General features: G+C 57.8%; 18 protein-coding genes. 7 read left to right on the top strand and 11 right to left on the bottom strand.

The window, feature by feature from the left end:
- Window position 1: 1 nt before the first annotated feature.
- The 5 genes from menD to H6B30_RS04310 form a co-directional block, all read right to left on the bottom strand.
- Entirely contained in the window at window positions 2–1687 is a 1686-nt protein-coding gene (gene menD, locus H6B30_RS04330) for a 2-succinyl-5-enolpyruvyl-6-hydroxy-3-cyclohexene-1-carboxylic-acid synthase (RefSeq protein ID WP_205108285.1), read from the bottom strand.
- Window positions 1688–1701: 14 nt separating this feature from the next.
- The gene (locus H6B30_RS04325) at window positions 1702–2790 is read right to left on the bottom strand and encodes an isochorismate synthase (protein WP_205108283.1); all 1089 of its coding nucleotides are present in this window, start codon (window positions 2788–2790) and stop codon (window positions 1702–1704) included.
- Window positions 2787–3212 carry a PaaI family thioesterase gene (locus H6B30_RS04320; RefSeq protein WP_205108281.1) on the bottom strand — a complete coding sequence of 142 codons (426 nt, stop codon included), beginning with the start codon at window positions 3210–3212 and terminating at the stop codon, window positions 2787–2789. The genes H6B30_RS04325 and H6B30_RS04320 overlap by 4 nt, the downstream gene beginning before the upstream one ends.
- A 488-nt stretch (window positions 3213–3700) precedes the next feature.
- Complete coding sequence (locus H6B30_RS04315; RefSeq protein WP_205108279.1) at window positions 3701–5338, bottom strand: RagB/SusD family nutrient uptake outer membrane protein; 1638 nt, start codon at window positions 5336–5338, stop codon at window positions 3701–3703.
- Between the two features lie 22 nt (window positions 5339–5360).
- On the bottom strand, window positions 5361–8519 hold the full coding sequence (locus H6B30_RS04310) for a SusC/RagA family TonB-linked outer membrane protein (RefSeq protein ID WP_205108277.1): 3159 nt from the start codon (window positions 8517–8519) through the stop codon (window positions 5361–5363).
- 611 nt (window positions 8520–9130) lie between these two features.
- Here H6B30_RS04310 and lysS point away from each other — a divergent pair.
- The 4 genes from lysS to H6B30_RS04290 all read left to right on the top strand — a co-directional run bounded on the left by lysS (window position 9131) and on the right by H6B30_RS04290 (window position 14124).
- Complete coding sequence (lysS, locus tag H6B30_RS04305; RefSeq protein ID WP_205108275.1) at window positions 9131–10861, top strand: lysine--tRNA ligase; 1731 nt, start codon at window positions 9131–9133, stop codon at window positions 10859–10861.
- A 76-nt stretch (window positions 10862–10937) separates the two neighbouring features.
- Window positions 10938–11933 carry an NAD(P)H-dependent glycerol-3-phosphate dehydrogenase gene (locus H6B30_RS04300; RefSeq protein ID WP_205108273.1) on the top strand — a complete coding sequence of 332 codons (996 nt, stop codon included), beginning with the start codon at window positions 10938–10940 and terminating at the stop codon, window positions 11931–11933.
- A gap of 79 nt (window positions 11934–12012) precedes the next feature.
- Window positions 12013–13371 (top strand): glucose-6-phosphate isomerase, encoded by a 1359-nt coding sequence (locus tag H6B30_RS04295; protein ID WP_205108271.1) that lies wholly within the window; start codon window positions 12013–12015, stop codon window positions 13369–13371.
- A gap of 18 nt (window positions 13372–13389) precedes the next feature.
- A complete protein-coding gene (locus H6B30_RS04290; protein WP_205108269.1) occupies window positions 13390–14124 on the top strand; it encodes an inorganic diphosphatase in 735 nt (244 codons plus the stop codon).
- 304 nt (window positions 14125–14428) lie between these two features.
- On the opposite strand, the gene H6B30_RS04285 is transcribed toward H6B30_RS04290, so the two are convergent.
- Window positions 14429–14977 (bottom strand): DUF4738 domain-containing protein, encoded by a 549-nt coding sequence (locus H6B30_RS04285; RefSeq protein WP_205108267.1) that lies wholly within the window; start codon window positions 14975–14977, stop codon window positions 14429–14431.
- A gap of 379 nt (window positions 14978–15356) precedes the next feature.
- Complete coding sequence (locus tag H6B30_RS04280) at window positions 15357–15827, bottom strand: DUF4890 domain-containing protein (protein ID WP_205108265.1); 471 nt, start codon at window positions 15825–15827, stop codon at window positions 15357–15359.
- Window positions 15828–16181: 354 nt separating this feature from the next.
- Here H6B30_RS04280 and H6B30_RS04275 point away from each other — a divergent pair, with 354 nt between their 5' ends.
- Together H6B30_RS04275 and H6B30_RS04270 are read left to right on the top strand one after the other, a co-directional pair.
- Window positions 16182–16856 (top strand): DUF4230 domain-containing protein, encoded by a 675-nt coding sequence (locus tag H6B30_RS04275; protein ID WP_205108263.1) that lies wholly within the window; start codon window positions 16182–16184, stop codon window positions 16854–16856.
- Window positions 16853–17458 (top strand): DUF4230 domain-containing protein, encoded by a 606-nt coding sequence (locus H6B30_RS04270; protein ID WP_205108261.1) that lies wholly within the window; start codon window positions 16853–16855, stop codon window positions 17456–17458. Before H6B30_RS04275 ends, H6B30_RS04270 begins: the two co-directional genes overlap by 4 nt.
- A 7-nt stretch (window positions 17459–17465) precedes the next feature.
- On the opposite strand, the gene tsaA is transcribed toward H6B30_RS04270, so the two are convergent.
- The 3 genes from tsaA to H6B30_RS04255 all read right to left on the bottom strand — a co-directional run bounded on the left by tsaA (window position 17466) and on the right by H6B30_RS04255 (window position 23647).
- Window positions 17466–18146 carry a tRNA (N6-threonylcarbamoyladenosine(37)-N6)-methyltransferase TrmO gene (gene tsaA / locus H6B30_RS04265; protein ID WP_205108259.1) on the bottom strand — a complete coding sequence of 227 codons (681 nt, stop codon included), beginning with the start codon at window positions 18144–18146 and terminating at the stop codon, window positions 17466–17468.
- A gap of 316 nt (window positions 18147–18462) precedes the next feature.
- Window positions 18463–20661 (bottom strand): glycoside hydrolase family 3 C-terminal domain-containing protein, encoded by a 2199-nt coding sequence (locus H6B30_RS04260; protein WP_205108257.1) that lies wholly within the window; start codon window positions 20659–20661, stop codon window positions 18463–18465.
- A gap of 19 nt (window positions 20662–20680) precedes the next feature.
- On the bottom strand, window positions 20681–23647 hold the full coding sequence (locus H6B30_RS04255; protein WP_205108255.1) for a glycoside hydrolase family 31 protein: 2967 nt from the start codon (window positions 23645–23647) through the stop codon (window positions 20681–20683).
- A 618-nt stretch (window positions 23648–24265) separates the two neighbouring features.
- On the opposite strand from H6B30_RS04255, the gene H6B30_RS04250 reads away from it, so the two are divergent.
- Complete coding sequence (locus H6B30_RS04250) at window positions 24266–25432, top strand: glycoside hydrolase family 88/105 protein (RefSeq protein ID WP_239483579.1); 1167 nt, start codon at window positions 24266–24268, stop codon at window positions 25430–25432.
- A gap of 245 nt (window positions 25433–25677) precedes the next feature.
- Here H6B30_RS04250 and H6B30_RS04245 read toward each other — a convergent pair whose 3' ends face one another.
- Window positions 25678–26697: a LacI family DNA-binding transcriptional regulator gene (locus H6B30_RS04245; protein WP_205108253.1), complete on the bottom strand. Its 1020-nt coding sequence runs from the start codon at window positions 26695–26697 to the stop codon at window positions 25678–25680.
- Between the last annotated feature and the right edge of the window lie 97 nt (window positions 26698–26794).

The following is a 26794-nucleotide window of genomic DNA, read 5'->3' as shown; positions in this document are numbered from 1 at the left end:
GTCATGGCCTGGCATTCATGGCTTCTTTCAGCCGTGAGTAGTATTCGCGTATGGCGCGGCCGTCTTCGTCGGCGTCGGTGAACACTTCGAGAAGCATCGGTCGGGCCGACTGTCGTGTCATGAGCGTCACTATCCCGAGTTGCATCTCGGCCATGTCGGCTGCACGCATGTAGCCTATGTCGTTTTGGGTGCATATCCCCCGTGCGTCGGCATTGTGGCTTGCCGATACCATTGAGTCGCGCGCCGGACTGTCTTCGAGGCCGCGCAGTATATGGAAAATGCCCCCGCAGTGGTTGTTTAGCAGTATTATCCTGAGGTTGCCGCGCAGCGAAGTGTTCCAGAGGGCATTCTGGTCGTAGAAAAAACTGAGGTCGCCGATGATGCAGAACACGGTCTGCTCGGAGGCCACCGAGAAGCCTGCGGCCGCCGAGAGCGAGCCCTCTATGCCGTTGACGCCTCGGTTGCACCACACGTAGTGGCCCGCGTAGATGTTTGCAAGGCGTATTGCCGAGCTGTTGGCATAATGTACGTTAAAGCCGGAAGCATAGTCTTCGAGCTGTTGCTCAAAGTATTTCACCGTTGCCATTTGCGAGAATGGCGGGCTGTAGTCGGTGCGGTTGGCATCGGCGGTGGCCAATGCCGACGACCAGCGCGACAGGTATTCTTGCCTGGCAGGGCTGTTGCCGCTGCCGTTTGCGAGCTGGTTGAGCATGGCGGCCACGCCTTCACGGCAGCCGCAGTCGACCGTGGCAACGAGGTGGGTGGTAGGGGCGGGGGTGAGGCAGGGGGCTGGCGAGACGACAAACGTGGGCGCATTCGACCGCCTGAGAAAACTTCGCATGCGCTTGCTCACCACAGTGTCGCCTGCATAAACGATGATGTCGGGGTACAGCCTGGAATCGTCGGCCATGGCATACAGCACCTCGTCGGCCGGCATTGCCCCGTAGTCGCTGCCCAATGGTTCGGTTATGACCACGGCACGGCGCGAGAGTTGACCGACGAGGCGGCTGCCGATGGTTCCGGCCGGCATCTGCCCGATGACCACCATGGGCCTCTCTGCCTTGTCGAACGCCTTTTCGAGCGTGGTGCAGCGGCAAGTGGTGGGGTCGGGGGTGATGGTTTTGAAACAACGCTCGGCCGGCAGCCGTGCAGCGGAAAAGCCGAACAACGGTTCGGTTATTGGCACGTTGATGTGCACCGGGCACGGCTGCCGCAGCACAGCCAGGGCCAGTGCATCGTTCACAAGGCGGTTGCAGTGCCAGCGGTCTGTGTCATCATGCGGTTCGGGCAGGTTGACGGCCTTGCGCACAAACCGCCCAAGGGCGTCGGGCTGCGGCAGGGTCTGTCCGTCAAGCTGGTCGATCCAGGCCGCCGGTCTATCGGCTGAGACTACCACCAACGGCAAATGCTGGTAGCAGGCTTCGGCCACGGCGGGTGCCAGGTTGAGCAATGCCGAGCCCGAGGTGACGCACACCACCACCGGCATCCCGGTGGCTTGGGCTACGCCGAGAGCCACGAAACCCGCCGAACGCTCGTCGGTTACGGGGATGCAAGATATGCCGGGGCACTCGTTGAGGTTGTGTACAATGGGGGCGTTGCGGCTGCCCGGGCACACCACGGCGTGCTTTATGCCGTGAGCCGCGAGCAGCGCTGTGAGTATGTTGACGTTTTCCTTGTCGCTATACATGGTCTGTAGTGTTGTTATTCGTCAGTGACGGTGTCTCCGATGACGTTGCGCATCGTTTCCATCTTTGCCTCTGTCTCAAGCCACTCCTGCTCTTCGATGCTGTCGGTTAGCAGTCCGCCGCCTGCATAAAGGCTGCAGCTGTCGCCGTCGATGGCCATGCAGCGTAGCGATACGTACAGGTGGGTCTCGTTGCAAATGTTTAGCGGGCCCATGAATCCGCTGTAGTAGCTGCGTGGCGAGTGCTCGGCTGTTGTGAGAAAACGGCGTGCTTCGTCCTTTGGCAGCCCGCAGACGGCCGGCGTTGGGTGCAGGGCGTTGATGACGTTGCCTATGCCTTGGCCGTCAGCGAGCGTGAAGTCGAAGTCGGTGCGCAGGTGGATGACGTTGCCGGCGCGCACCGTGCGGGCTTCGCTACGGCTCAGTCCTGTTGTCAGAGGGCGCAGGGTGTCGGCTATGTAGTCGGCCACAATGCGCTGTTCTCTCCTGTTCTTGCCGTCCCAGGCAATGGTTTCGTCGGCAGGCGCGTGCGGCTTGGGCGGGCAGTCGAAGCGTGCGGCATCGCCGTCAAGGCGCTGTGTGCCGGCCAGGGCCACGGTGTGCCATCGGCCGGATGTGCCGCTGAGCAGTCTTTCCGGCGTGGCAAAGAGCCATGTCCCGCAGCGTTGTGCCTCTACAAGAGCTACGAACATGCGCGGATACAGGCGGCACGCGCGCAAGAAAAGCTGTTCGGCGTCCACGCGCCTGGCCATCCGCTCGGTGGCGCGGCGTGCAAGCACCAGCTTGGCAAACCTGCCCGCCAAGAGTTGCGAGTGGCATCTGGCGAAGTCGCCGGCGTATGCCCTGCGGTCGGCAGCGTCTGCCCCATGTTTGCGCCGGGCCCTCCCGGCCACCTCGGTCTCGCTTGTTGTGCGCCTTGTTTCGATGCGGTCGGGGCGCAACAGCAGCAGTGGCTCGGCGGCAGTGATGGCAAACGGGGCTATGACAAAGCCCTCGCGCCCGTCCAGGGCGCCGTAAGCCGCAAGCTCCTCGGGATGCCCGCTGCCCTGCTCCACTATGGTGTAAGTGTCGGAATAGGGCAGCCTGAACAGTGCGCGGGCTGTCATTTTGCGGCCTCCGTGGGTTTGTCGGTGATGAAGTTCATCACGCTTACAGTCGATATAGTCTTCCCGTCGGAGCCGGCCACGGTCACGTTCCACACGTGGAGCGTGCGCCCCCGGTGTACAATGTGGGCCGTGGCAGTGACCGTGTCGCCCTCGAAAGCGCTCCTGACGTGGCTCCCGCTGACGTTGACACCTACGCAGGCCCTGTCCGGGCACAGTATCGACGACCCCACACCGGCCATGTATTCGGCCAAGGCCAGGGTGGCGCCGCCGCTCAGAAGGCCCATTGGCTGGCAGTTTCGGCTGTCCACCAGCATCGTGGCCAAGCACGTCTCATCGTCTGGAGTGGATATGAAGTCCATGCCGAGGTTGTCGGCTATGTTTGGCTTTTGTCTTATAAGGTCTTTTATCTTTTCTAAATCCATCGTGTAATATAAAATATGTGGGGTGCTGACTTTGTTGCCCCACAGTCTTCATTGTTCAATGTTGGGCTTTCTACGCAGCGCAAACGGCAGTGGCGGAAGTATGCGTCCTGTCTCCCGGTAGCGCCCGCTTTTATGCTAAGACAGCAAGGCGGGCACAACGCCGGCGCAGCATGAGCTTGCCCATGAAATGCCTGTTGCGGCATAATTCATGCAAAGATACAAAATATTCAGTGCATTTCAAGGGATTTCTTGGCTTTTAATATAAAAGCTTTTTGGTTGAAGTCAAAGTGGCGGGGCACGGGGAATGGAAATCCATCTGATATGCCCGGCGTTGGCATAAGCGGCGTTGTGCCCGGCGATGGCCATATAGTGCCTTGGGCATGTCGCCGTGATGGACGGTAGGACGTGCGTGGCGGCTTACCGATATGTCAATCGCCGGTGTGGGCAAACAGTGCCACACACCGGCGAATATAAAGGATTTAATGTTTTCAATAGCCCGGGTTCTGCTTCCATCCGCCAGACAGTTGCAACTGGCTGTAGGGTATTGGGAACAGTATCCTGCCGTCGCTGTCGTTCCATCGCCACTCAAGCGGACGGCCGGAGGCGTCGTTGCAATCTGCTACGGCCATTCCGTTGTTGTTGGCTTGCAGCGGTGCCGACAGTCCTTTGACGCGATGATTGAAGTGGGCGGTCATCACCTTGTTTATCCGGCCCGTCCTGTTCAGGTCATACCATCGGTGCCCTTCGAAGCACAGTTCGAGCAGACGCTCGTCTTCTATGGCCAGTCGCATTTCGCTTTGCGACGTGACTTGCGTGCCTGCCAGGCCTGCGCGGTGGCGCACGGCGTCGAGATACTCCTTGGCTTCGGCCGTGGCGTTGGTCTCGTTGAGGCATTCGGCATACATGAGCAGCACGTCGGCGTAGCGGTATATGATGTCGTCGCAACCGCTGGCGCACGTCTTCAGGCCCTGGTTGTGCATGTCAAAGTATTTTAGGGTGGCCGGAGTGAAGGCGTCGCCGTTATCGTTTACGTCCACCTCTTCGGTTTGCCTTGAAGTGCCTTGCGATGCGTCATAAAGCCTGTCGTAGACCATCTGGCTGTAGCGTTTGTCTGCCGGGTTGCTCCTAAGCCGGTTGTACAAGTCCCACGTCATGAGCAGACAGCCCACTCCCTGGGTAGTAAGTATCGTGGAAGCGGTGCCGTCGGGCATGGTGTAGGCCGGTTGGTCGTTGGGGCTCACGGCCGGTATGCACCGCTTCATGAGATAGTTGGCCACCACCGTAGCCCCGTTGTTGAATTGTGCCACGAATATTATCTCCTTGTTGACAGGGTTTTGCGAGTCGAACACACTGGCATAGTCGTCGAGCAACCCGAGGCTTGCGGGGTTGGCCTTGGCATAGCCTATCACCTCTTCAAGCACTTTTCTGGCAGCGCCGAAGTCGCCCAGCGTCATGTGGGTGTCGGCCATCATCACCTTGGCGGCAGTGCTTGTGGCTCGCCCCGCATTGCCTGCTTCGCTGTAGTGGGGCGGCAGGCAGGCAGCGGCTTTGCCCAGGTCGCTGCCTATTAGTGCGTAGACGTCTTTCTCGGGGCTGCGTCCGTAGTTGTAAAGGTCGCTGTAGTCGTCGACTACATGCTCCGTCAGTGGCACCGGGCCGAACAGCCTTACCAGTGTGAAGTAGGCGTAAGCCCTGAGCATGCAGGCTTCGCCTTCATATTGCTTCCTGTTTTTCTCGCTGACATTGCCAATCTTGTCGAGCACGGAGTTGCATCGGTTTATCATGCTGTAGCAGTTGGCCCAGATGGCGTCGATGGTAGCCGAGGTGGCGTCCCACGTTCCTTCGTTGAGGCTGATGTAGTCGGCCTGGTTGTTTTTCTTGTAGTCGTAGGCCTCGTCGGTGCACAGTCCGTTGACCATGATTACCTCTTCCTGCACCGTCCGCAGATAGTAGTAAGCGTCGAGCAGTATGTTTTCTGCCTCGCTGTCGTTGGTAAGATACGTTTCCATCTGCATCGAGTCGGACGGGTAGCGGTCGAAGAAACCGTCGCTGCACGCCGTGACAGCCAGTGCGGATGCGGCTATGCATGCCGCTGTGAGTATTTTGTTGATATGTGATGAGTTCATAATGATGTTGCTTTATGGTGTTTCAGAATGTGGCGTTGATGCCGAAAGTCATTACGCGCGATATTGGGTAGCTGCCGAAGTCAACCCCGTTGTTGGTGGCAGAGTTGCCGTTGTAGTTGGCTTCCACCGAGTAGCCGGGATACGAGTCGAACGTCCACAGGTTCTGTATGTTGACGCTCAGGCGCAGGCGTTGCAGCCCAACAGCCTCGCAGGCCTTTGCCGGCAGGGTGTAGCCCAGGGCAATGTTGCGTATGCGCAGGAAGTCGGCGTCGTACAGGTAGCGCGTCGACGGCTGTATGTTCGAGCCCAGGTTGTTGGTGCCGGCCTTGTGCGAAGTGCCGTTGCCGGGCTGTTCGGCACTGTGCCAGCGTCCCAGTCCCGACTCGGCGAGCACGTTGTCCCACAGGTTCAGCGAGTATGCGCGTGCCGCGGCGTATATCACCTTGCCCCCGGCCTGGCCGTCGATGGTTATGGCAAGGTCGAAGTTCTTGTATCCCAGCCTGTTTGTCCAACCGTAGGTGAAGTCGGGCTGGTAGTTGCCCACATACTGATAGTCGTCGGTGTTGATGGTGTTGTCGCCGTTGGTGTTTTCGTATATCAGGTCGCCGATGCTCTCAGTGCCATACTTCGGATACTTTTTCAGGTCGTCTTCGCTGTTGTAAGTGCCAATCACCTTGAGCATATACATGTCGCCCATGGGCCGGCCCACGATGTTGCGTATCACGTTTCCCCATTTCGTTCCGGCCTTTCCGTTGGGCAGTTGCCTCTGGTTGTTGGCCAGCGACAGAATCTTGTTTCTGTTCAACGACCAGTTCAGCGTGGTCTCCCAGTTGAGGCTGCCCTGCAGAACCTTCGCGTTGAGCGCTATCTCCACGCCTTTGTTCTCCACCTGGCCCGAGTTCATGTACACCGAACCGGCTATGCCGTTGAAGTTAGGTATGTTGGCCGGCATCACGATGTCGCTCGTCCGCTTGTAGAAATCAATGTTGAGGTTGATGCGTTTGATGAATGCTAGGTCGAGTCCGAGGTCAATCTGCCTGTTCTTTTCCCATCCGAGGCTCCTGTTTGAGTAGCCGCTCGGATAATACGACGGCACCGACGATGTGCCGAACACCACGTTGTGGTCGGTGCTGATGGCCGACACCCAGGCATAGTTGGACCCCACCTGGTCGTTGCCCGTCACGCCGTAGCTGGCGCGCACCTTGGCCAGCGAGAGCCATTCTGCGGGTTTCATCCATTCCTCCTCGGTGACGTTCCATGCCGCCGAGGCCGAGTAGAACAGCCCGGCGCGGTTGTCGGGGCCGAACTTGCTGGAGCGGTCGCGGCGCAGCGAGCCCGAAACCACATACTTGCTGTCGTAGTTCAAGATGATGCGGGCAAACATGGCGTCGAACACATAGTTAGAGTTTGTCGACGAACCCGTCCACAGGTTGGCGCCCATCACGTTTCTGATGCTTGTGCCCAGATATGCTATCGGGTTGTCGGCGTCGGTTCGGTCGTCTTGCCTAACGCTGAAATCGCTGTTGTATTCGAAGTCGTAGCCGGCCACGGCGTTTAGGTTCAGTTTGTCGGTGAGGTCGCGGTCGTATGTGGCCGTGGTCGACCAGTAGGCGTCGTAGCCGAATCCCGATGCGCGATAGGCGTTGATTGCATTGAGGTAAGGCGTCGACTTGTTGCCCGTGGCGGCAGAGCCAAATAGGTAGGCCGACTGATAGTAGTCTGTTTTCTGCGAGTTTGTGGCGAAGTCGACGGCCGACCTCACTGTGAGGTGCCTGGCCGGCTTGATTTCAACGTAGGCGTGGGTGAGCGTCCGCAAGGCCCATCTGTCGTTGTTGTTCTCGAGCAGGTTGCACACAGGGTTGCGCAGTTGCATGTTCAGTCCGTAGTCGGGTGTCCCGTTCTTCCCGGCGTAGTGCTGTGCCATCTGGGTGTAGTCGCCGTTTGGCTGGTATACGGGCAGTATCGGCGGGTACGACAGAGCCTCGGCAATGATGCCCTTGGCGTCTTCGGTGTTGCCTCCAGACGGCTGCTGCGAGCGTTTCTTGTTGTAGCTTGGCGAGAAGCTGGCGCCCACCTTTACGTGCTTGCCCAGCCTGGCGTCGAAGCCAGCCTTGATGTTTATTTTCTTGAAATAAGAGTTCAGCAGAATGCCGTCTTCGTTCTGGTAGTTCACCGACAGGCTGTAGGTCACCACGTCGTTGCCACCCGTCACCGTGGCGTTTGCCCGGTAGTTTAGCGCATTGCGGAAAATGGCATCCTGCCAGTCGGTGTTGCAATAGTTGCCCGACTCGCGCAGTTTCACCAAATCCGGGTAGTTGTTTATGGTGCCGTTGTTGGTCCGGGCCTCTATTACCATGTCCAGGAAGTCGTCGGCTTCAAGCACGTCGACCTTGCGTTGCACCTGGCTTATGCCAACCTGCGTCGACAGGCTCACCGTGGGCTTGCCGGCCTTGCCCCTCTTTGTGGTCACGATGATCACGCCATTGCCGGCCTTCGAGCCGTAGATGGCCGACGAGGCCGCGTCTTTCAATATCTGTATGTCGTCGATGTCGCTTGGGTTGAGGTTGTTGAACAGTTCGGCATCGGTGGTCGGGTAGCCGTCGATAACGTACAGAGGGTCGTTGCCACTGTTTATCGAGCCCGCCCCGCGGATGCGTATCGAGGGCGCTGCCCCGGGCTCGCCGCTGGTCTGTTGCAGGCTTATGCCCGCCGAGAGCCCCGAAAGGCTTTGCGTGACATTGGACGTTGGCATGTCTGAAATGCTTGCCCCCTTGACGGTAGACATGGCTGTCGACACCGAGCGCTTGGTAATAGAGCCGTAGCCCACCACCACCACTTCGTCGAGCACAGCGTCGTTTGCCTTCAGCGTCACAGTCAGGCTGGTGTTGTTGCCAATGGTCATGGTTTGGGTGGCGAAGCCTACGTAAGACACGGCTATGGCCTGGTCGGGCTTCACCTTGGCCAGGGTGAACCTGCCGTCGATGTCGGTCACGCATCCCGTGCCGGTGCCCTTCACCGCCACGCTGGCCCCAATCACAGGCTCGCCATGCTCGTCTACCACTCTTCCTGTCACCCGTTGTTGGGCATTGGCCACAATGGCCGTCAGTGCAAACACGGCCGATGCAAGGAGCCTTGCATTGCAGTTTGCCCCTTGACGGATAGTTGTTTTGGTTTTAGTCATGTAAAAATTTAAAATAGTTATTGGTAATTGATTGGTCTGTTAATAATGGCAAAGTAACGAAGAAAAAGTAGAGCTGGGTGCTAATTTTTGATTAGTTGGCATTGGTTTTTGTCAAAATATATGCCAATTGTGAGCCTGCTCGCCATATCGAACAATCGCGGTTGCATTCCGACTTGTGCGATATGGCCGTATGCAGGCCGGTGTGTTGCCGGTTCGGCAGATATGCCCGGCCCAAAAGCGCCTCGGCCGTTTGCTGGCGGGCCAGGCTGTGTGGTGGGGCGGGGTGGGCAGTGCCTGAGGTTGCCTTGCGCGGTAATATAACCGTACAAACGCACGGTGGCTATGAGCCCGATGCCACAATGCGTCGCAAAACGGGCCGAACGGCAGTGCCAAACGGCACATTCCATGCTGCCATACGGCCTGTTTTGCACTGCCAAACGGGCGGGATTGTAACATTGTGACAGTCACCGTGTTGTCGTTTTCTTGCCTTCGGGTAATGAAATATTACAAAAATGCCACTGCGGGTCAGGTGATAATAAAAGTAAAAAAGCGGGCACATTCAAAATAAATTCGTAAATTTGCAGCTAGAATAAGAAAGGCATTCAGACATTATGAACGTTTTAGAACTAAGTGAACAGGAAATCGGCAGGCGCCAGAGTCTGCAAGAGTTGCGTGACATGGGCATCGACCCATACCCCGCCGCGGAGTACCCGACCAATGCTTTCTCTACCGACATAAAGGAAAACTTTGTAGATGAGGGCGAGCCAAGGGAGGTTTGCATAGCCGGGCGCATGATGAGCCGCCGCGTGATGGGCAAGGCCAGCTTCGCCGAGCTCCAGGATTCGAAGGGAAGGATACAGGTTTACATCACCCGCGACGACATTTGTCCGGGCGAAGACAAGGACTTATATAATAAGGTATTCAAGCGCCTGCTCGACATTGGCGACTTCATCGGGGTGCGAGGCTTTGTGTTCCGCACGCAGACGGGCGAGATTTCGGTTCACGCCCGCGAGCTGACGCTGCTGTCGAAGAGCCTCAAGCCGCTGCCCATAGTGAAATACAAGGACGGCGTGGCCTACGACAAGTTTGACGACCCGGAGCTTCGCTACCGCCAGAGATACGTAGACCTGGTGGTCAACGACGGCGTGAAGGACACCTTCCTGCAGCGCGCCACGGTGATACGCACCATACGCCGCGTGCTCGACGAGGCCGGTTACACCGAGGTGGAGACGCCCACCCTGCAGAGCATAGCCGGCGGGGCGAGCGCAAGACCGTTCATAACGCACTTCAATGCGCTCGACTGCGACATGTACATGCGCATCGCCACCGAGCTATATCTTAAGAGGCTGATTGTTGGCGGCTTTGAGGGCGTCTACGAGATTGGCAAGAACTTCCGCAACGAGGGGATGGACCGCAACCACAACCCCGAGTTCACCTGCATGGAACTCTACGTGCAATACAAGGACTACAACTGGATGATGTCGTTCACCGAGAAGCTTCTCGAGACGGTGTGCATAGCCGTCAACGGCAAGCCCGAGCGCGAAATCGACGGGCGGGTAATCAGTTTCAAGGCTCCTTACCGCCGCCTGCCCATTCTCGACGCCATAAAGGAGAAGACCGGCTACGACCTCACGGGCATGGACGAGGCCCAGATACGCGAGGTGTGCGGCAAGCTCGGCATGGAAATAGACGACACGATGGGCAAGGGAAAGCTCATCGACGAGATATTCGGAGAGTTCTGCGAGGGCACGTTCATACAGCCCACGTTCATCACCGACTATCCCGTCGAGATGTCGCCGCTCACCAAGATGCACCGCTCTAAGCCCGGGCTGACAGAGCGTTTCGAGCTCATGGTCAACGGCAAGGAGCTGGCCAACGCCTATTCCGAGCTCAACGACCCGATAGACCAGGAAGAGAGGTTCAAGGAGCAGATGCGCCTGGCCGACAAGGGCGACGACGAGGCCATGATCATAGACCAGGACTTCCTGCGCGCCCTGCAGTATGGCATGCCCCCGACAAGCGGCATCGGCATAGGCATCGACCGCCTTGTGATGCTCATGACCGGCAAGACGTTCATACAGGAGGTGCTCTTCTTCCCGCAGATGCGACCCGAGAAAAAGGCGCCGCGCAGCTCGGCCGAAGAGTGGGCTGCACTCGGCGTGCCCGCGGAGTGGGTGCCCGTGCTCAACAAGTGCGGCTATTACCTCGTGTCAGACATCAAGGAGGTCAACCCGCAAAAGCTGCAGATGGATGTCTGCGGGGTTAACAAGAAGTATAAGCTGGGCTACGACAACCCGAGTGTTGATACCTTTGCCGCATGGATTGAGGCTGCCGGCAAATGAACATATTAGGCATGGCCGGTGGCGGAGGGGCTCAGGCCCGCTCCACCCGGCCGCCTGACATCAAGCTGATCAAGAAATGTTTGACTGCGGAAAAATAGCAATCATCGGTGGCGGCAGTTGGGCTACGGCCATCGCCAAGATAGTGGTGGGGCACACTCATCACATCGGCTGGTATATGCGGCGCGACGACCGCATCGACGATTTCCGCCGTCTGGGCCACAACCCGGCCTATCTCATGGGCGTGCGCTTTGACATTGACGAGATATTCTTCTCGAGTGACATCAACAAGATAGCCGACAGCTACGACACGCTCGTGTTCGTCACGCCATCGCCTTACCTCAAAAACCACCTCAAGAAGTTGCGCGTCAGGCTCAAGGACAAGTTTGTGGTGACTGCCATCAAGGGCATAGTGCCCGACGAGAACCTTGTGTGCTCGGAGTATTTCCATCAGGTCTACGACGTGCCTTACGAGAACCTGGCTTGCCTTGGAGGCCCCTCCCACGCCGAAGAGGTGGCGCTCGAGCGGCTGTCTTACCTCACCGTGGGGTGCTCCGACCGCGACAAGGCGCAGGCTTTTGCCGATGTCCTGTCGAGCGAATACATAAAGACGAAGACCAGCGACGACGTGGTGGGCATCGAATACTCGTCGGTGCTGAAGAATGTATACGCCATTGCCGCCGGCATTTGCAGCGGATTGAAGTTCGGAGACAACTTCCAGGCCGTGCTCATGGCCAACGCCGTGCAGGAGATGTCGCGCCTGCTTCAGGCCGTGCACCCGCTCGAGCGCAACGTCTACGACTCCGTTTACCTCGGCGACTTGCTCGTGACGGGCTACAGCAACTTCTCGCGCAACCGCACCTTCGGTACGATGATAGGCAAGGGCTACAGCGTGAAAAGCGCCCAGATCGAGATGGAGATGATTGCCGAGGGATACTTCGGAACGAAGTGCATGAAGGAAATCAACCGCCACCTGCACGTCAACATGCCGATACTCGATGCCGTATACAACATTCTTTACGAGCGCATCAGCCCACAGATAGAGATTAAGCTGCTCACCGACTCGTTCAGGTGAGCCTCATGGCTGGGTGGCATGGCCGTGGCACAGGCGTGGAATAATTTGACAAGGTATAAACCATTTAAACATAAAAGCAATGAATACAATCTGCTTAAACATCACCAAGGCTGCACAGTTCCTGGCAGACGGTGCCGTGAATGCTTATGAAGCAAAAGTGAACGACGCGCGCAAGGCTCTCGAAGAAGGCACTTGCCCGGGCAACGACTTCCTCGGTTGGCTTCACCTTCCGACGTCTATCACTCCCGCATTCCTGCAGGAAATACAGGATTGTGCCAACGTTTTGCGTGACAATTGCGAGGCCATCGTTGTCGCAGGCATCGGCGGAAGCTACCTCGGGGCGCGTGCCGTGATCGAGGCTTTGGGCAATTCGTTCGGCTGGTTGGTCGGCGACAAGAAGAACCCCGTTATCCTTTTCGCAGGCAACAACATCGGCGAGGACTACCTGTCGGAGCTTACCGATTACCTGAAAGGCAAGAAGTTCGGTGTGATTAACATCTCAAAGTCGGGCACAACCACCGAGACTGCACTCACGTTCAGGCTCCTCAAGAAGCAGTGCGAGGACCAGCGAGGCAAGGAAGAGGCCCGCAAGGTCATCGTTGCCGTTACCGATGCCACCAAGGGAGCAGCCCGCGCAGCTGCCACCAAGGAGGGTTACAAGACGTTTGTCATACCCGACAACGTCGGGGGGCGCTTCTCTGTGCTCACCCCGGTGGGCTTGCTGCCCATTGCCTGCGCCGGTTTCGACATCACGAAACTTGTTGGCGGTGCTGCCGACATGGAAAAGGCATGCGGCATCGACGTGCCTTTCAGCGAGAACCCGGCCGCTCTCTATGCTGCAGTGCGCAACGCCCTGTATGCCGAGGCAGGCAAGAAGATTGAGATAATGGTAAACTATCAGCCCAAGCTCCACTTCTTCAGCGAGTGGTGGAAGCAGCTTTACGGTGAGAGCGAAGGCAAGGATGGCAAGGGCATCTTCCCCGCATCGTGCGACTTCACCACCGACCTGCACTCCATGGGGCAGTGGATTCAGCAGGGAGAGCGCACCATATACGAGACTGTGATAAGCGTTGAGGAGCCCAACAGCCACCTGCTTTTCCCCTCAGACGAGGAGAACCTTGACGGTCTCAACTTCCTCGCCGGCAAGCGGGTTGACGAGGTCAACAAGATGGCCGAGCTCGGAACGCGACTCGCCCACGTTGACGGCGGTGTGCCAAACATACGCATCAGCGTGCCGAAGCTCGACGAATACTACATCGGCCAGCTCATTTACTTCTTCGAGATTGCCTGCGGCATCAGTGGCAACGTGCTTGGGGTGAACCCCTTCAACCAGCCCGGCGTAGAGGCATACAAGAAGAACATGTTCGCCCTTCTTGACAAACCGGGGTATGAGGCCGACAGCAAGGCCATCAAGGAGAGGCTTGCCAATGAAATCTAACCAATCGTTTTGTGTTTTATGTACGACGATGAGATAAGTCAATACTTACGGAAGAACGGCTTTGGGGCGTTTTGCCCTAAAGCCGTTCTTTTCGATATGGACGGCGTTCTCTACGATTCCATGCCCAACCATGCCTATAGCTGGCACAAGGCCATGGCCGGTTTTGGCATCGACATGCCCGAGGCCGAGGCCTATAAGTATGAAGGCATGCGTGGGGTAGAGACAATCAAGCTGAAGGCGCGCGAGCAATGGCACCGCGAGATAACCGATGACGAGGCGCAGAAAATGTATGACGAGAAGTCGAGGGTGTTCTCCACATGCCCTCAGGCCAAGGTGATGGACAGCGTGATGCAGTTGCAGCAGGAGCTGAAGTCGGCCGGCCTGAAGATTGTGGTGGTCACAGGCAGCGGGCAGCACTCACTGCTCGAGAAGCTCGTAGACGACTTTCATGGCCTTGTCGACAAGCGTCTTATTGTGTCGAGCTTTGACGTCAGCCGTGGCAAACCCCATCCCGAGCCGTATCTCAAAGGCCTTGCCAAGGCCGGGGTTGAGCCATGGGAGGCTGTTGTGGTCGAGAATGCGCCGCTTGGTGTGCGCGCCGCTGTGGCGGCCCGGATATTCACCGTGGCTGTCAACACGGGCCCGTTGCCGCCTGAGGCACTGTTGGCTGAGGGCGCCGGACTGGTATTCAACCGCATGGCCGATTTCCTTTCCAACTGGCGGAAGCTGATTTTGCGGCCGGCGGCAGTGTGATGCCATATGCCGCCAATGCAGCCGATGGAGGCATGAAAAGGCTTGCCCGGCGGCCGGCGAAATGCCGTTGGCCGTCGGGCAAGCCTTGTTTTCCATCCCTGAATGGCGTTGAATTCACAACCGCCACCATGCCGTCGCCGTGCATGGCGCTTTTGGCCACAGCCCGGGGCGTGGCGCGCCATTCCGTTGCGAAGCCGCAAGCAAGGTGGCAGCATGCGTGTTTTATCGTTTGGCGGGCGTGGCACGGGGGATCAGGCAGCCTTCTGCCGGTCTGGCAAACGATAGGAGGCAAGGTAGAGTTGCCTTATTCTTCCTCCTCGATTGAGCTGGTGTCGAGCTGCGTGTCGCGCTCAATGCCCAACTTGCCAGCCTTAGATACGGTCACGATGAGCGGTATGTACTCATCCGTCTGTGGGTGGCTCACACTGGCGGCAAACCTCAGTGAGCTTTCGTCAACCCTGTCGAAAACGAGCCCTTCGAGTATTCCCGTCTTGCGGTAGTCGTTGTCCAGGTACTGGTCGAAGGCCTCTTTGGTGAACGTTTTCTTGAAGAAGACACTCCCGTCGGCCCTTCTCACCACGAGCTCGATGCTGTTGTCCACAAACTTCTGCCCTGTTTCGTCGGTCACCATGGCCAGGCTGTCGTCGGCCGTGCGGCGTATTTCGCTCACCAGCCTGTTCCCGTTCCATTCTATCTCACGCGTTTGCGTGTAATCTTGCATGCGTATCGGTGCCGATGGTTTCTTCTTTTCAAGTTTCGGGGCGATGATGGTGTCGCTCTCTTTCTTGCCGCCACATCCAGCGACGGCTGCCGCTAACAGTCCTGCTGCGAGCATGGGAATGATTCTTTTCATCTGGGTCTTTGTGTTTGTTTGTCTGGAACGGATGGTGCAAACGGGAACCCTGCCATTATGCCTGCCGTGGCCCGAGTGCAGCAAAACCTGTGCAAAGGTACGAAAAAAAAGCGACACTGGCAATGCTTCATGCCATGCTTATGGCCTTCGGCTGGCCATTATCGGCATCGCCCGGGCTTTTGCGACCATGACGACAGGGTGGAATGCGCAACAGCCTTGGCGTTGGCATGTAAAAATAAGTGCGCCCCACAATTGTGGGGCGCACCGTGAGCTATCCTAAAAATACATTTTTTCCTAAACAACTTCTACCGATAATAACCAATTCATGGCACGCTTGCCATCCTATAACATATAATTAACCTAAATCACTATGTTCCTTTTATTTCCTCGGCCTGCGCTGCAAGAGCTTTTCCATGTCGGCCGTGTAGCTTTTGTATTGTTCGTCAGACATTATCGCTTGCAGCTCCTTGTTGTAGGCTTCGCGCTGCTCGTTCATCTGCTTGCGCCTTTCGTCAAGCCTGGCCCTTTGCTCTTCGCTGAGCCTGAACCGCCCCAGTGCCGCCGAGTCGCCGTTTTCAGGCCGTGCCCCGAAGTTCGAACCAGGCCTTTGCCTCATTGCACCGCCATTGCCGCGGTTGCCGTGCATGCGCATCGACGGCCCCATAATGTCGGCATACTTGGTGTTGAGTTCGAGCAGCTTTTGCTTTTGCTCGTCGCTCAGTCCGTATTTCTTGGCTACCGACTCGGTGCGTTTCTGTATCATCTCGCTCCTGTCTGCAACCTGGCTTTGAGCCATTGCCGTAGTGCCAATCGTCATAGCGGCCATCAGTCCTAATATTATCTTCTTCATGACTTTGCTTTTTTATTCGTCAAATGTTCTTGTAAATTATATTGGCTGCAACCATTATTATGACGTTTATGGCTTCTATTGGTTTAACGTGAGATTCAAAAAATTATTGTATATCACCGAAAATGTTTTCCATTTTTCTGTCTTTTGGCGCCCAGAACGGCAATAAATCATGGCTGGTGTGTGCCCGATACCGATATTTTCAGTATATTTGCAGTCAACAACCACGGCTTCGGCAGCAGTGCCCCCCGGCCTTCCAGCTCCCCGGTTGCAGGCTTCCGGGCGTCATGCAGCCCCGCAAGCAGCGTGCCGCCGCAGGCCCGTTGCCGCCGGCCGTGCATCAACCAATGAATGAATATGAGACGTTTTGCACTTTATGCCATGGCGGTTGCCTTTGTGTTGTGTGGCTGCACGCAGCGCAAGGAGGCCAAGCCCAAGGCCGAATACAGGGCCATCGACACCATACCCATGCTAATCATGCAGGTACAGAAGTGCTCGCGGCTGTACACCGCCGAGTATAACATACACAAGATTGTGACTTACGACGACATAGTAAGGCTCAAGGGGAGCGTGCTCAAGCGCGACTTCAACGTGAAGCTGCCCCTCGGCGACCGAAAGATAGCCATCCCCATGGACGCCACACTGAAGGCATACATCGACTTTGAGGGCTTTTCAGAGCGCAACATCGAGCGCCGTGGTAACAAGATTACCGTGATACTGCCCGACCCGAAGGTGGCCTTGACAAGCAGCAAGGTAGACCACAAGAACACCAAGGAGTATGTTTCGTTCACACGTTCGCACTTCACCGATGCCGAGATGGCCAGTTTTGAGCAGCAGGGGCGGGCGTCGATAATTGCGAGCATACCGCGTCTGGGTATCATTGAGACGGCTCGCGACAACGCCGCCCGCGTGCTTATACCCATGATAAAGCAGATGGGCTATGCCGAGAGCGACATCACTATAGCTTTCCGAAAGGATTTTACAGAGCGTGACATAAGCGTTTTACTTGACAACTCAACCGTTGAAAGATGAAAAAACTGCTCAATAACATATCAAAGGCCCGCATTGTGGCGGTGGCCGTCATTGCCGTGGCTGTGCTTGCCGCTTTCTTTTGGGTGGGCCACACGGCCCACAACAGCACGGTAAGCATAGGGTCGGACAAGAAGATAGACATAACGCCCGAGCAGATACGCTCAATCAAGGCCATCGGGCAGTGGGAGTTTCTGTCTGTAACAGACGAGGAGCTGGTGGACACCGTGCGCCGCGGCATTTTCAGCGACGACCATCTGGTGCGCATTTATTACGGAACGTTGCGCTTCGGCGTAGACCTCGGCCAAGCCAAGCCGGGCTGGATAGTGGCCAGCGGCGACTCGGTCACGGTGACGCTGCCGCCCATCAGCCTTCTCGACCACGACTTCATAGACGAGGCCCGAACCAAGTCGTTCTTTGAAAGCGGCCGTTGGTCGGCAGCCGACCGCGAGGCCTTGTACCGCAGGGCCTACAGCCAGATGTTGAGCCACGGGTTTACCGAGGCCAACATAAAGAGCGCAGAGAACAACGCCGACGCCCAGTTCCGCAACATGTTGCGCGCCATGGGCTTTGAGAACATCGTTGTCAGGTTTGCCAAGCAGTAGGCTGCCGTCACCGGCTTCCAACTATCTCGACTATTGTCAGTATGCCGTCGGCCACCCTGAAGCGCACGTCCCACTGCCCGTAGGGCATGCCGTAGATGCGCTGAGGGTCGTCGTGGTATTGCGGGCGGGGGTCTTGCTCGAGCACACGCAGCAGCGCCTCGGCCTCAGCGCCGTCCATGCAGCCGAGCGTTTCCTTGTCGTATTCCACTTTCAGCGTGCCCCATCGCTCGGTGTCGGCAAAGCCGCTGCGTGCGGCGGCGTGGCTGTCGGTGAACGCCACGTAGGGCTTTATGTCGTAGATGGGCGTGCCGTCCATGAGGTCGGCGCCCGAAACGGTTATCACGGCGCCTTCGGCCGTGTCGACACTTACGCCTTCCAGCCTTACCGACGACAGGCCGAGGCCGTTTGGCCGGAATGGCGACCGGGTGGCAAACACCCCCATGCGCGCATTGCCGCCGAGACGCGGAGGGCGCACCGTGAGGTGGACGGGGGCACCGGCGTTGGCCGAGAAGCCCCAGACGAGCCACAGGTAGTCGAATCCGTCGAGCCCGCGCAGTGCCTCGGCCGAGGCATATTGCGGCTCCATTATTATCCTGCCGCGCAGTTGCGGCACTATGCCGCTTTGGCGCGGTATGCCAAACTTGGTGGCGAAGGGTGAGCGGAAGTGTGCTATCGGTTTTATCTCCATTGATTTCTGCAGATGCTTTTTCGTGGTTTTCGCGTGCGGCCGGCAGCCGTCGGCGGTTGTTGCGGCCATGCAAAGTTAGTGATTTTCCACTTTAAATTTACATCGGTTGCCCCGATTTTTGTGTAAAACAGTTTCGCCAAGGCTGTCGCAAGGTTCAATGTGCTGATGGACAGTGGGTTGCGAAAAAGGCCGTTTTGACTTGCAAAACGGCCTTTCCCAGGGTGCCAAACGGCCTGTTTGGCTGGGCCACGGGACCCGTTTGGCCCGGCAATGGGGCCATGGCGGGGCCGCGGTGGCGTTGATGTTGTGTTTTTTCTCAGTGCAGACTGAACCCTGCCGTGCCCCTGACGTCGGTCTGGCTGGCGCACACATAGGCCTTGAAGCGGCCGGGCTCGGCTGTCCAGCCATGCGTCTTGTCAGACCAGAAACTCAGCATTTCGGCTGTGATGTCAAACCTTACGGTCTTTGTCTGGCCCGGTTCAAGCTCCACTTTCTCAAAGCCTTTCAGCTCTTTGTCGGGCCTGTCAACGCTTGCTTCCTCGTCGCCTATGTACAGTTGCACTGTCTCCTTGCCCTTGCGGCTGCCCGTGTTGGTCACGTCGACGGTCAGCGTTATCTTGCCGCCGGCATCCATGCTGTCGGCCGAGAGCCTGGGGCGGCCATACTTGAAGGTGGTGTAGCTTAGTCCGAACCCGAATGGGAACTGCGGCTCCACGCCCTTGGTGTCAAACCATCGGTAGCCCACATAGATGCCCTCTTTGTAATACACCTGCCCGTCGACGCCCGGATAGCCCTCGGCCCCGTATCTGAAGCAAGGGTAGTCTGACTGCTCACGGGCAAACGTCACGGGCAGCTTGCCGCTGGGGTTGACCTTGCCCGACAGCACGTCGGCCAGCGTCTGCCCCGACATGGAGCCGAGATACCAGCAGTGTAACAAGGCTTTCACCTTGTCGAGCCATGGCGTGGCGTAGGCGTTGCCACCGTAGGTGACCACCACTATGTTCTTTTGCACGGCGGCCAAAGCCTCTATCAGTTCGTTCTGGCCGTAAGACAGGTCGTAGCTTTTGCGGTCAGAGTTCTCGCAGTCTTCATACCCGTTCTTGTTCATTCCGCCTATGAAGATTATCAGGTCGGCCTGCCTGGCTTTTTCAAGGGCCTCATTGCGCAGTGCCGCCAGCGAGTCGGGGTCCAGCTTGTCGGCCTTGGCATACAGCGCGCGCCCGGCATAGTAGCCCCTGGCAAAGTCTACCTTGTCGCCATATACGGCCCTGAGCCCTTCGAGGGGCGATATGTCCATGCGCGTCTTCAGCTCGGAAGAGCCGCCCCCTTCGCTCATGTTTCTCACGGCATTGTCGCCCACCACGAGTATGCGGCCATAGCGGTCGGCGTCGATTGGCAGCATCGAGCCCTTGTTGCGCAGCAGCACCACCCCCTCTTCGCCTATGCGGCTGCAGGCCTCATAGTGGGCTTCCGAGCACATGGAGCCCACGGCCTTCTTCGGGTTCATGGCCGTGCGGAATATCGTGCGCAGCACCCTTGCTGCCTTGTCGTCGAGCGTAGACATGGGCACCTTGCCCTCTCTAACCAGCTTCTCGAAGGCGTCGGCCAGGTAGTATGTGTTGTAGCCCAGGCTCTTGTCGGTGGTCTTGCCGTCGGTGCCCGTGCCCATCTCAAGGTCGAGCCCTCCCGTTGCCGCCTGCCAAGTGTCGTGGGTGCCGCCCCAGTCGCTCACCACGGCGCCGTCAAAGCCCCATTCGCGCTTCAGTATTCCGTTCAGCAGCGAGTCGTTGTGGCAGCAGTGTGCGTTGAGCCACTTGTTGTATGAGCCCATTATAGTCCACAGGCCGCCTTTCTTTACGCATTTCTCGAAGGCCGGCAGGTATATCTCGCGCAGGGCGCGCTCGTCGACGTTGACGTTCACCGTCATTCGTCCCACCTCCTGGTTGTTGAGCGCGAAGTGCTTCAGGCAGCATGCCACGCCGTTGGCCTGGGCCGCCCTTATGTAGCCGGAAGCCAGCTCGCCGGCCAGGAAGGGGTCTTCGCCCATATACTCAAACGCCCTTCCGTTGAGCGGCATGCGTGCTATCGTGGTGCCCGGGCCGAGCATGATGTCCTTTCCGCGGTATGCAAACTCCTCGCTCACGGCGTCGCCGTAGAGCGTGGCCAGGTCGCGGTTCCATGTAGCGGCAAGGCACGTCAGCGACGGGAACGCCACACACGAGTCGTTGGTCCAGCGCGCCGGGCTCCACGAGTTCCACTCTATCTCCTCGCGCACGCCGTGCGGCCCGTCGGCCATGTTAAGCTGCCTGATGCCGAGCCTGGGCACCCCGGCCGACGAAAACTTGCTCTGTGCGTGCAGTATCTGCACCTTCTCGTGCAGCGTCATGCGGCTCAGCGCATCCTGCACGCGCTCCTCCACCGTGGCCCCCGGATTGAGGTAGGTGGGCGTCTCGGTCTGTGCGGCGGCATGTAGCGTGGCTGCCGCGGCAATGATTTGCAATAATATTCTTTTCATATTGTGCATTGTTGTTGTTTCACAAGTCAATGGTCACCTCGCTGCCGCTGTATTCGGCCATCCTGCCTTCACGGGTGTCGGGATTCATGGGCACAGGTTTCCCGGCCGTCACATACACGATGCGGAAACTGCGGCGGCGGAGCATGCCGTCAAACGAGCCCTGCCTCGGCCCTATGGTAAGGCGGCGCGAAGAGTCGTCGTAGGCAATCCTGATGGTAGAGTAGAGCCCTTTCTCATAGTTATAGTTGGTGCCTTCGTCTTCGTAGAGCATGAATTCGCCGTCGGCCCCGGCATATACGTAAAGGCAAATCGTGTCGGCCTGTCGTTCGTCGCTCCACTGTATGGCCGGCCCGAATGGCACTATTGCGCCCTCACGCACAAAGACCGGTATGCGGCCGTAGGGGGCGTCGGCGGTCAGCTTTTGCCCTCCGGCTGTGTGGCGGCCCGTGTACAGGTCGTACCAACCGCATTGCCTTGGCAGGTAAACCTCGCGGCTGCGCGCCTTGTATCGGCTCACAGGGCATGCCATGAGCGCCGGGCCGAACATCCATTGGTCGGCAATGTTGCGCACGGCGGGGTCGTCGGCAAAGTCCATTGCCAGTCCGCGCATCATCGTATAGTCCTTCAGCCACACCCATCCGGCCATTGAGTAGAGGTAAGGCATGAGCCGGTAGCGCAGCCTGTGGTAGAAAGTGATGCTCTCGTAGGCCGGATGCCCTTCGGGGGCAATGTTCCACGCCTCGCGCAGAGGCCACTGGCCGTGGGCCCGGTAGAGCGGTATGAAGCACCCAAACTGGTTCCAGCGTGCCTGCAGCTCGCGCCATTCGGCCAGGTCGGCGTTCTCCGTTCCGGTCTTGTCAAACAGTTTCTGGGCGGCCACATACCGTTTCTCGACGCAGAAGCCGCCCTGGTCCATGCCCCAGAACGGTATTCCCGACATGGAGAAATTGATGCCTGCGGTCATTTGCGCGCGCATGTCTTCCCACCGGGTGCCTATGTCTCCGCTCCATGTGGCGGTGCTGTAGCGTTGCAGTCCGGCGAAACCGCTGCGCGTAAGCAGGAACACGCGGCGGTCGGGGGCGGCAGATCGCTGCCCGTTGTAGATGGCGTCGGCGTTGACAATGGAGTATGCGTTGAAGTATTCGTCGCTGGTTCCCAGGGCCGTGGGGCCGCATAGGGCCTTGCGGTAGCCTATCGGGGTGCAGTCGCGCACGTTGGGTTCAGATGCGTCCATCCACCAGGCGTCTATTCCCTTTGCGTATCTTGAGTATAGGTTGTCGTCCATCTGTTTCCAGAAAAGCCTGCGCGCCCCGGCAGAGTAGGCATCGTAGAACGAGCCGACATAGCCCGGCCCTACCCAGTCGCGTATGGAGTCGGCCACTGCCCGGCGGTATATCCAGCCGTTGGAGTCGAGCTGTCTGTAGTTGTCGGTGTTGCAATAAAACTTGGGCCAGACAGATATCATGAACCGTCCGTGCATGGCATGCACGCTGTCGAGCATCAGCTGCGGGTCGGGATAGCGCTTGGGGTCGAAGCGGTGGCTGCCCCACTGGTCGTCTTCCCAGTAGTTCCAGTCTTGCACAATGTTGTCTATGGGTATGCGCCTGCGGCGGAACTCGGCGAGCGTCGACAGCACCTCGTCCTGCGTCTTGTAGCGTTCGCGGCTCTGCCAGAAGCCCAGCGCCCACTTGGGCATCACCTGGGCGCGGCCCGTAAGGCGCCTGTAGCCGCTGATGATGCTGTCCATCGAGCTTCCGGCAATGAAGTAATAGTCCATCGACGGCGACATTTCGCTCCATATCGACAGGCGCCCCTGCTGCTCGTCGGTGAGCGGGCTGGCAGCCCTCAGGCCGCAGTACGACGTGCCCCCGTCGGGCTTCCACTCTATGCGTAGCGTCACGGGGCGGCCCTTTGTGAGCCGTGCTGTAAACTTGTATGAGTTTGGGTTCCATGCCGTGCGCCACCGCTCGGCCACCGCCAGGCTGTCGTCGAGATACACTTTCACGTAGCCCGCGTAGTAAAGGATGAAGTGATAGTTGGCTGTTGTGGGGGCTTCTATGGTGCCTTCGTATATCACCGACGACCCGTCGAGGTTGAATCCTTTCGGCAGGTTGCCTATCACGCCAGAGTGCTCAAAGTAAATCGAGTCTTCACGCCTTGTCAGCGTGCGCCCCCGTTTGTCGGTGTATGTGCCGGTGAGCGCCCCGGCCTGTCCGTCCTTGTCGCGCAGCTTGAAAGCCCGGCCCAGCTGTAGGTAGTCGTCGGGGTTGCCCCACCTGCCATACGAATAGCTGTCCCAGAGCAGTCCGTAGCCCCGTGTGCTCATTACAAACGGCACCGACACCTTGGTGTTATACTGGAAAAGCTCTTCGTTGCGGCCCTTGTAGTTCATCTCTTCCGACTGATGCTGGCCCAGTCCGTAGAACGCCTCGTCGGCCGGACTGTCAAACAGCGCGTGCCAGGAGTAGCCCGTACGGTCGGCCTCGGTGAGCCGGTTGAGGTGCTCACGGCGGCCCCAGTTGACCTCGCCCGGCGCCGACGGTCGGTAGTTGGGGGGCAGCGTGGTCTGCGGCGACACGTATTTGGTGAAGCTCTTGCCGCCATTTGCCGTTTCGCGCAGCAGCACACGGCCCGATGCCCTGTCTCTGAACACGAGGGCGCCCGTGGCCTTGCTCACGCTGACGAGCAGCGTGCGGGTAGTCAAATGTATGCTGTCGCCCCGCTCGGTGCAGTCGAATCGGCCGCAAGGCTCTTGCGGAACCACCATCAGGCTGGCACGCGGTGCTGGCAGACTGTCGCCCGGCACGGCCTCCACGCGCACGATGTTGTCGGTTATAACGCTTAGTCTGACCATTCCGGCCGCCGCGGGCGAAGCGTCGGCCACGTAGATTTCAACGCCACGTTCGGTGGTCTTAACGTTGTCGGCCATTGCATGCGATGCCCCGGTGAGCATTATGCAGGCCAGTAAGATTTTTCCTGTTTTCATTCGTTTTAGTCTTCTGTGAGCATAGTCATGGCTGATTATGCTTCTTGTTGTTTCTGGTAGATAACTGTGCCGGCTGCCTGTCGGCCACTCCTGTACGGGCCTTGCGGCTTAGGCTTCGGGCTCCTCTGTCGGGCGCTCCGGCAGGCGCCGAAGCCCAGTCATGGCTGTAGGGCGGATGTGCGGCAGCGGCTTATGCAGTTGCAAAGGTAGCAATTTTTCTGCAATGTGACCTCGTTGGCGTGGCTTTTTGTGGTGTTTTGCCGTGCCGTGCAGCCCACCGCTAAGCCGGTTGCCGTGCGTTTGTCTGCCCGAACTTGGCCATACAATTAGATGTTGTTGCAAAAAGCGACGCGCTCACCGTCGTCTGTTATCGTTAAACAAAATTAAAAGCATCGCCTTTTTCCGGTGTTTGCAGGATTAAAGTAGTATTTTTGCAGAAAGAGCGGCCGGGCTGATGATGGTGCCATGTGGGGCATCCGGCGTCTGTGACGGGGCTCGGATGTAATGCAAATCAAAAAATGCCGGCTGCACACAGCTTAAGTGCGAGCCCGCCACATTATTATAATTATTAATCGGAAACTATAGAACAATAATATTATAAATGTTAATTCAATCGTTATGAAGCTGAAGAAAATCATCACTCCGGTGCTTTGTGCGACTCTGTTTGCCACGGCGTTGCCCGCCGCGGAGACCAATGAGGCAAAGCCGTCGAAAAAGAGCGTGATTACGGCCATGCGTGTGGCCAACGACTATTTCATGAATAAATGGAGCGATCCGGGGCAGGTTATACCTTATCCCTCGCGCAAAAAGAACTATGAGGCCAACCTCTGGACGCGCGGATATTATTTCGAGGGGCTCATGGACTTGTATGAAGTAGACCCGCAGCAGCGTTACCTCGACTACGCCATTGAGTGGGGCAACAAGCACAACTGGGGCTTGAGGGGCACTAAGAACGGGGTGCTGCCACGCAATGCCGACAACTTGTGCGCCGGGCAGACGTACATTTACCTGTATCAGCTCGACCCTAAGAAGCCCGAAAAGTATATCACCGCCATACGCTCGGCCATCGATTCGATGATGGCTACCGACAAGATTGACGACTGGTCGTGGATAGACGCGGTGCAGATGGCTATGCCGATATTCGCCCAGATGGGCAACCTCACGGGCAACAAGGCTTATTACGACCGTGCGTACGACATGTATATGTTTACCAAGACAAAGCACGGCGACAACGGTCTGTACAATCCGAAGGACTCGCTGTGGTGGCGCGACGCTGACTTCGACCCACCATACAAGGAGCCTAACGGCGAAGACTGCTACTGGTCGCGCGGCAACGGATGGATTGTGGTGGCCATGGCGCGCATGCTCGACCTGCTGCCCGAAGACGAAAAGCACCGCAAGGAATACGAGACTATGCTCGTGTCGATGTGCAAGGCTTTGAAGCCGTTGCAGCGTGAAGACGGTTTCTGGAACGTGAGTCTGCACGACCCGTCGAACTATGGCGGCAAGGAGCTCAGCGGAACGGCCATGTTTATATATGGCATGGCTTACGGAGTGAACCACGGTCTGCTTGATGCCGCAGAGTTCTCGCCTGTGATTTACAAGGCATGGAACGCCATGGTGAAGGACTGCCTGCACCCCAATGGTTTCCTGGGATATGTTCAGGGCACGGGCAAGGAGCCCAAGGAAGCCCAGCCTGTGACTTACGACCGCGAGCCGGACTTCGATGATTTCGGGCTCGGGGCGTTCCTCATGGCCGGTTCGGAGATAACTAAGATGAAGTGACAATCACTACATAAATGCCTTACAAGACAGCGGCAAGGGTCGTAAAGCTGTTTGGTGGGCAGGATATAAATGTAGAGTAAAAGCCCGGTGGCCTTATGGCCGATTCGTGGTAATTGCAAAATGGCTGCGCCATCTTGCGTGAAATGAGCGGCGACGTGCACAGTCCTGCTCGGTGTTCACGGCAGGTGGCGCAGCTTCGTTTTGTCGTGGCGCTGGTCGGCTTTGCTTTGGCAGGCCTTAAGCGTTTACCGTTTTTTGCAGCTGCTTTCGCGTACTCTCTGTATGGTCGGGATGATTTTCTTTACCGGGGCAGGCGACCCGTTGATGTGGTTGAGCAGAATCCTGCATGCCGTTTCGCCCATCAGGCGGCTTTGGTCTTCAATGGTTGATAGTGAAGGCGAGACGTATTCGGCATACTCGACATCGCTGAAGCCAATCAGTGCCACGTCGTCGGGCATGTCCAATCCCTTGTTCTTGATGGCTTTCATGGCCGCGAAGAGCAGCGTGTCGTTGAGTGCAATGATGGCGTCGGGCCTTTCTGGCATCGACAGCAGCCTCTCGGTGGCCTGCATGGCGGCCTGGGTGTTGATGTCGCTGTATGCCACGTATTCCGGCCTTACGAGCAGTCGGTTGTCGTGCAGCGCCTCGATGTAGCCGTGCTTTCGTTCGGTTACCATCTTCAGGCGGTTTGGGCCGCACAGTATGGCTATGCGCCTGCAGCCCTGTTCGATGAGGTGGCGCGTGGCCCTGTGGGCTGCCTCGACGCTGTCGGCCGTCACCGACGAGTAGTTGCGGGTAGGGATGTCGCGGGCAACGAAGACGACAGGAAGGTGCTCTTTGGCAAGCGCGTCGAAGTGGCTGAAGTCTTCCGTCTCCTGCGTCACGCTGGCTATGATGCCCGCAACATGCAGGTTCTGCAAGCTTCTCACGTTGCATCGCTCTTCCTCGTAGCTCTCGTGGGAGTTCATGTTGATGACCGCGTAACCGTCTTGTGCCGCGACTTGCTCTATGCCGTCGAGCACAGAAGAGTAGAACAACGTGACGGCGTGGGGCACGATGACGCCTATCACCGGTAGCTGACCGCTTCTAAGACTGTCTGCAATGAAGTTTTTCGAGTAGTTCATCTCCCTTGCCGCCTGTGCCACCCTTTCCCTCGTGGCCTTGCTTATGGCCGGGTTGTCTTGTAGGGCACGGCTCACCGTGGCTATGCTTATGCCCAGCTTAGCCGCTATGTCTTTGAGTGAAGAACTGTTTTTTGCCGCCATTGTCACTGTAGCTTTTACATTAGGGTAGGGTGGTCAGGGGGATATTGAAGCAGTCCATTGGCGTGAAGCGGCGCCCGGATGAATGGCACGGCCATCG

Source organism: Marseilla massiliensis (assembly GCF_016899955.1).
In the GTDB taxonomy this organism is placed as follows: domain Bacteria; phylum Bacteroidota; class Bacteroidia; order Bacteroidales; family Bacteroidaceae; genus Prevotella; species Prevotella intestinigallinarum.
This window is presented reverse-complemented; position numbering and strand designations above follow the sequence as displayed.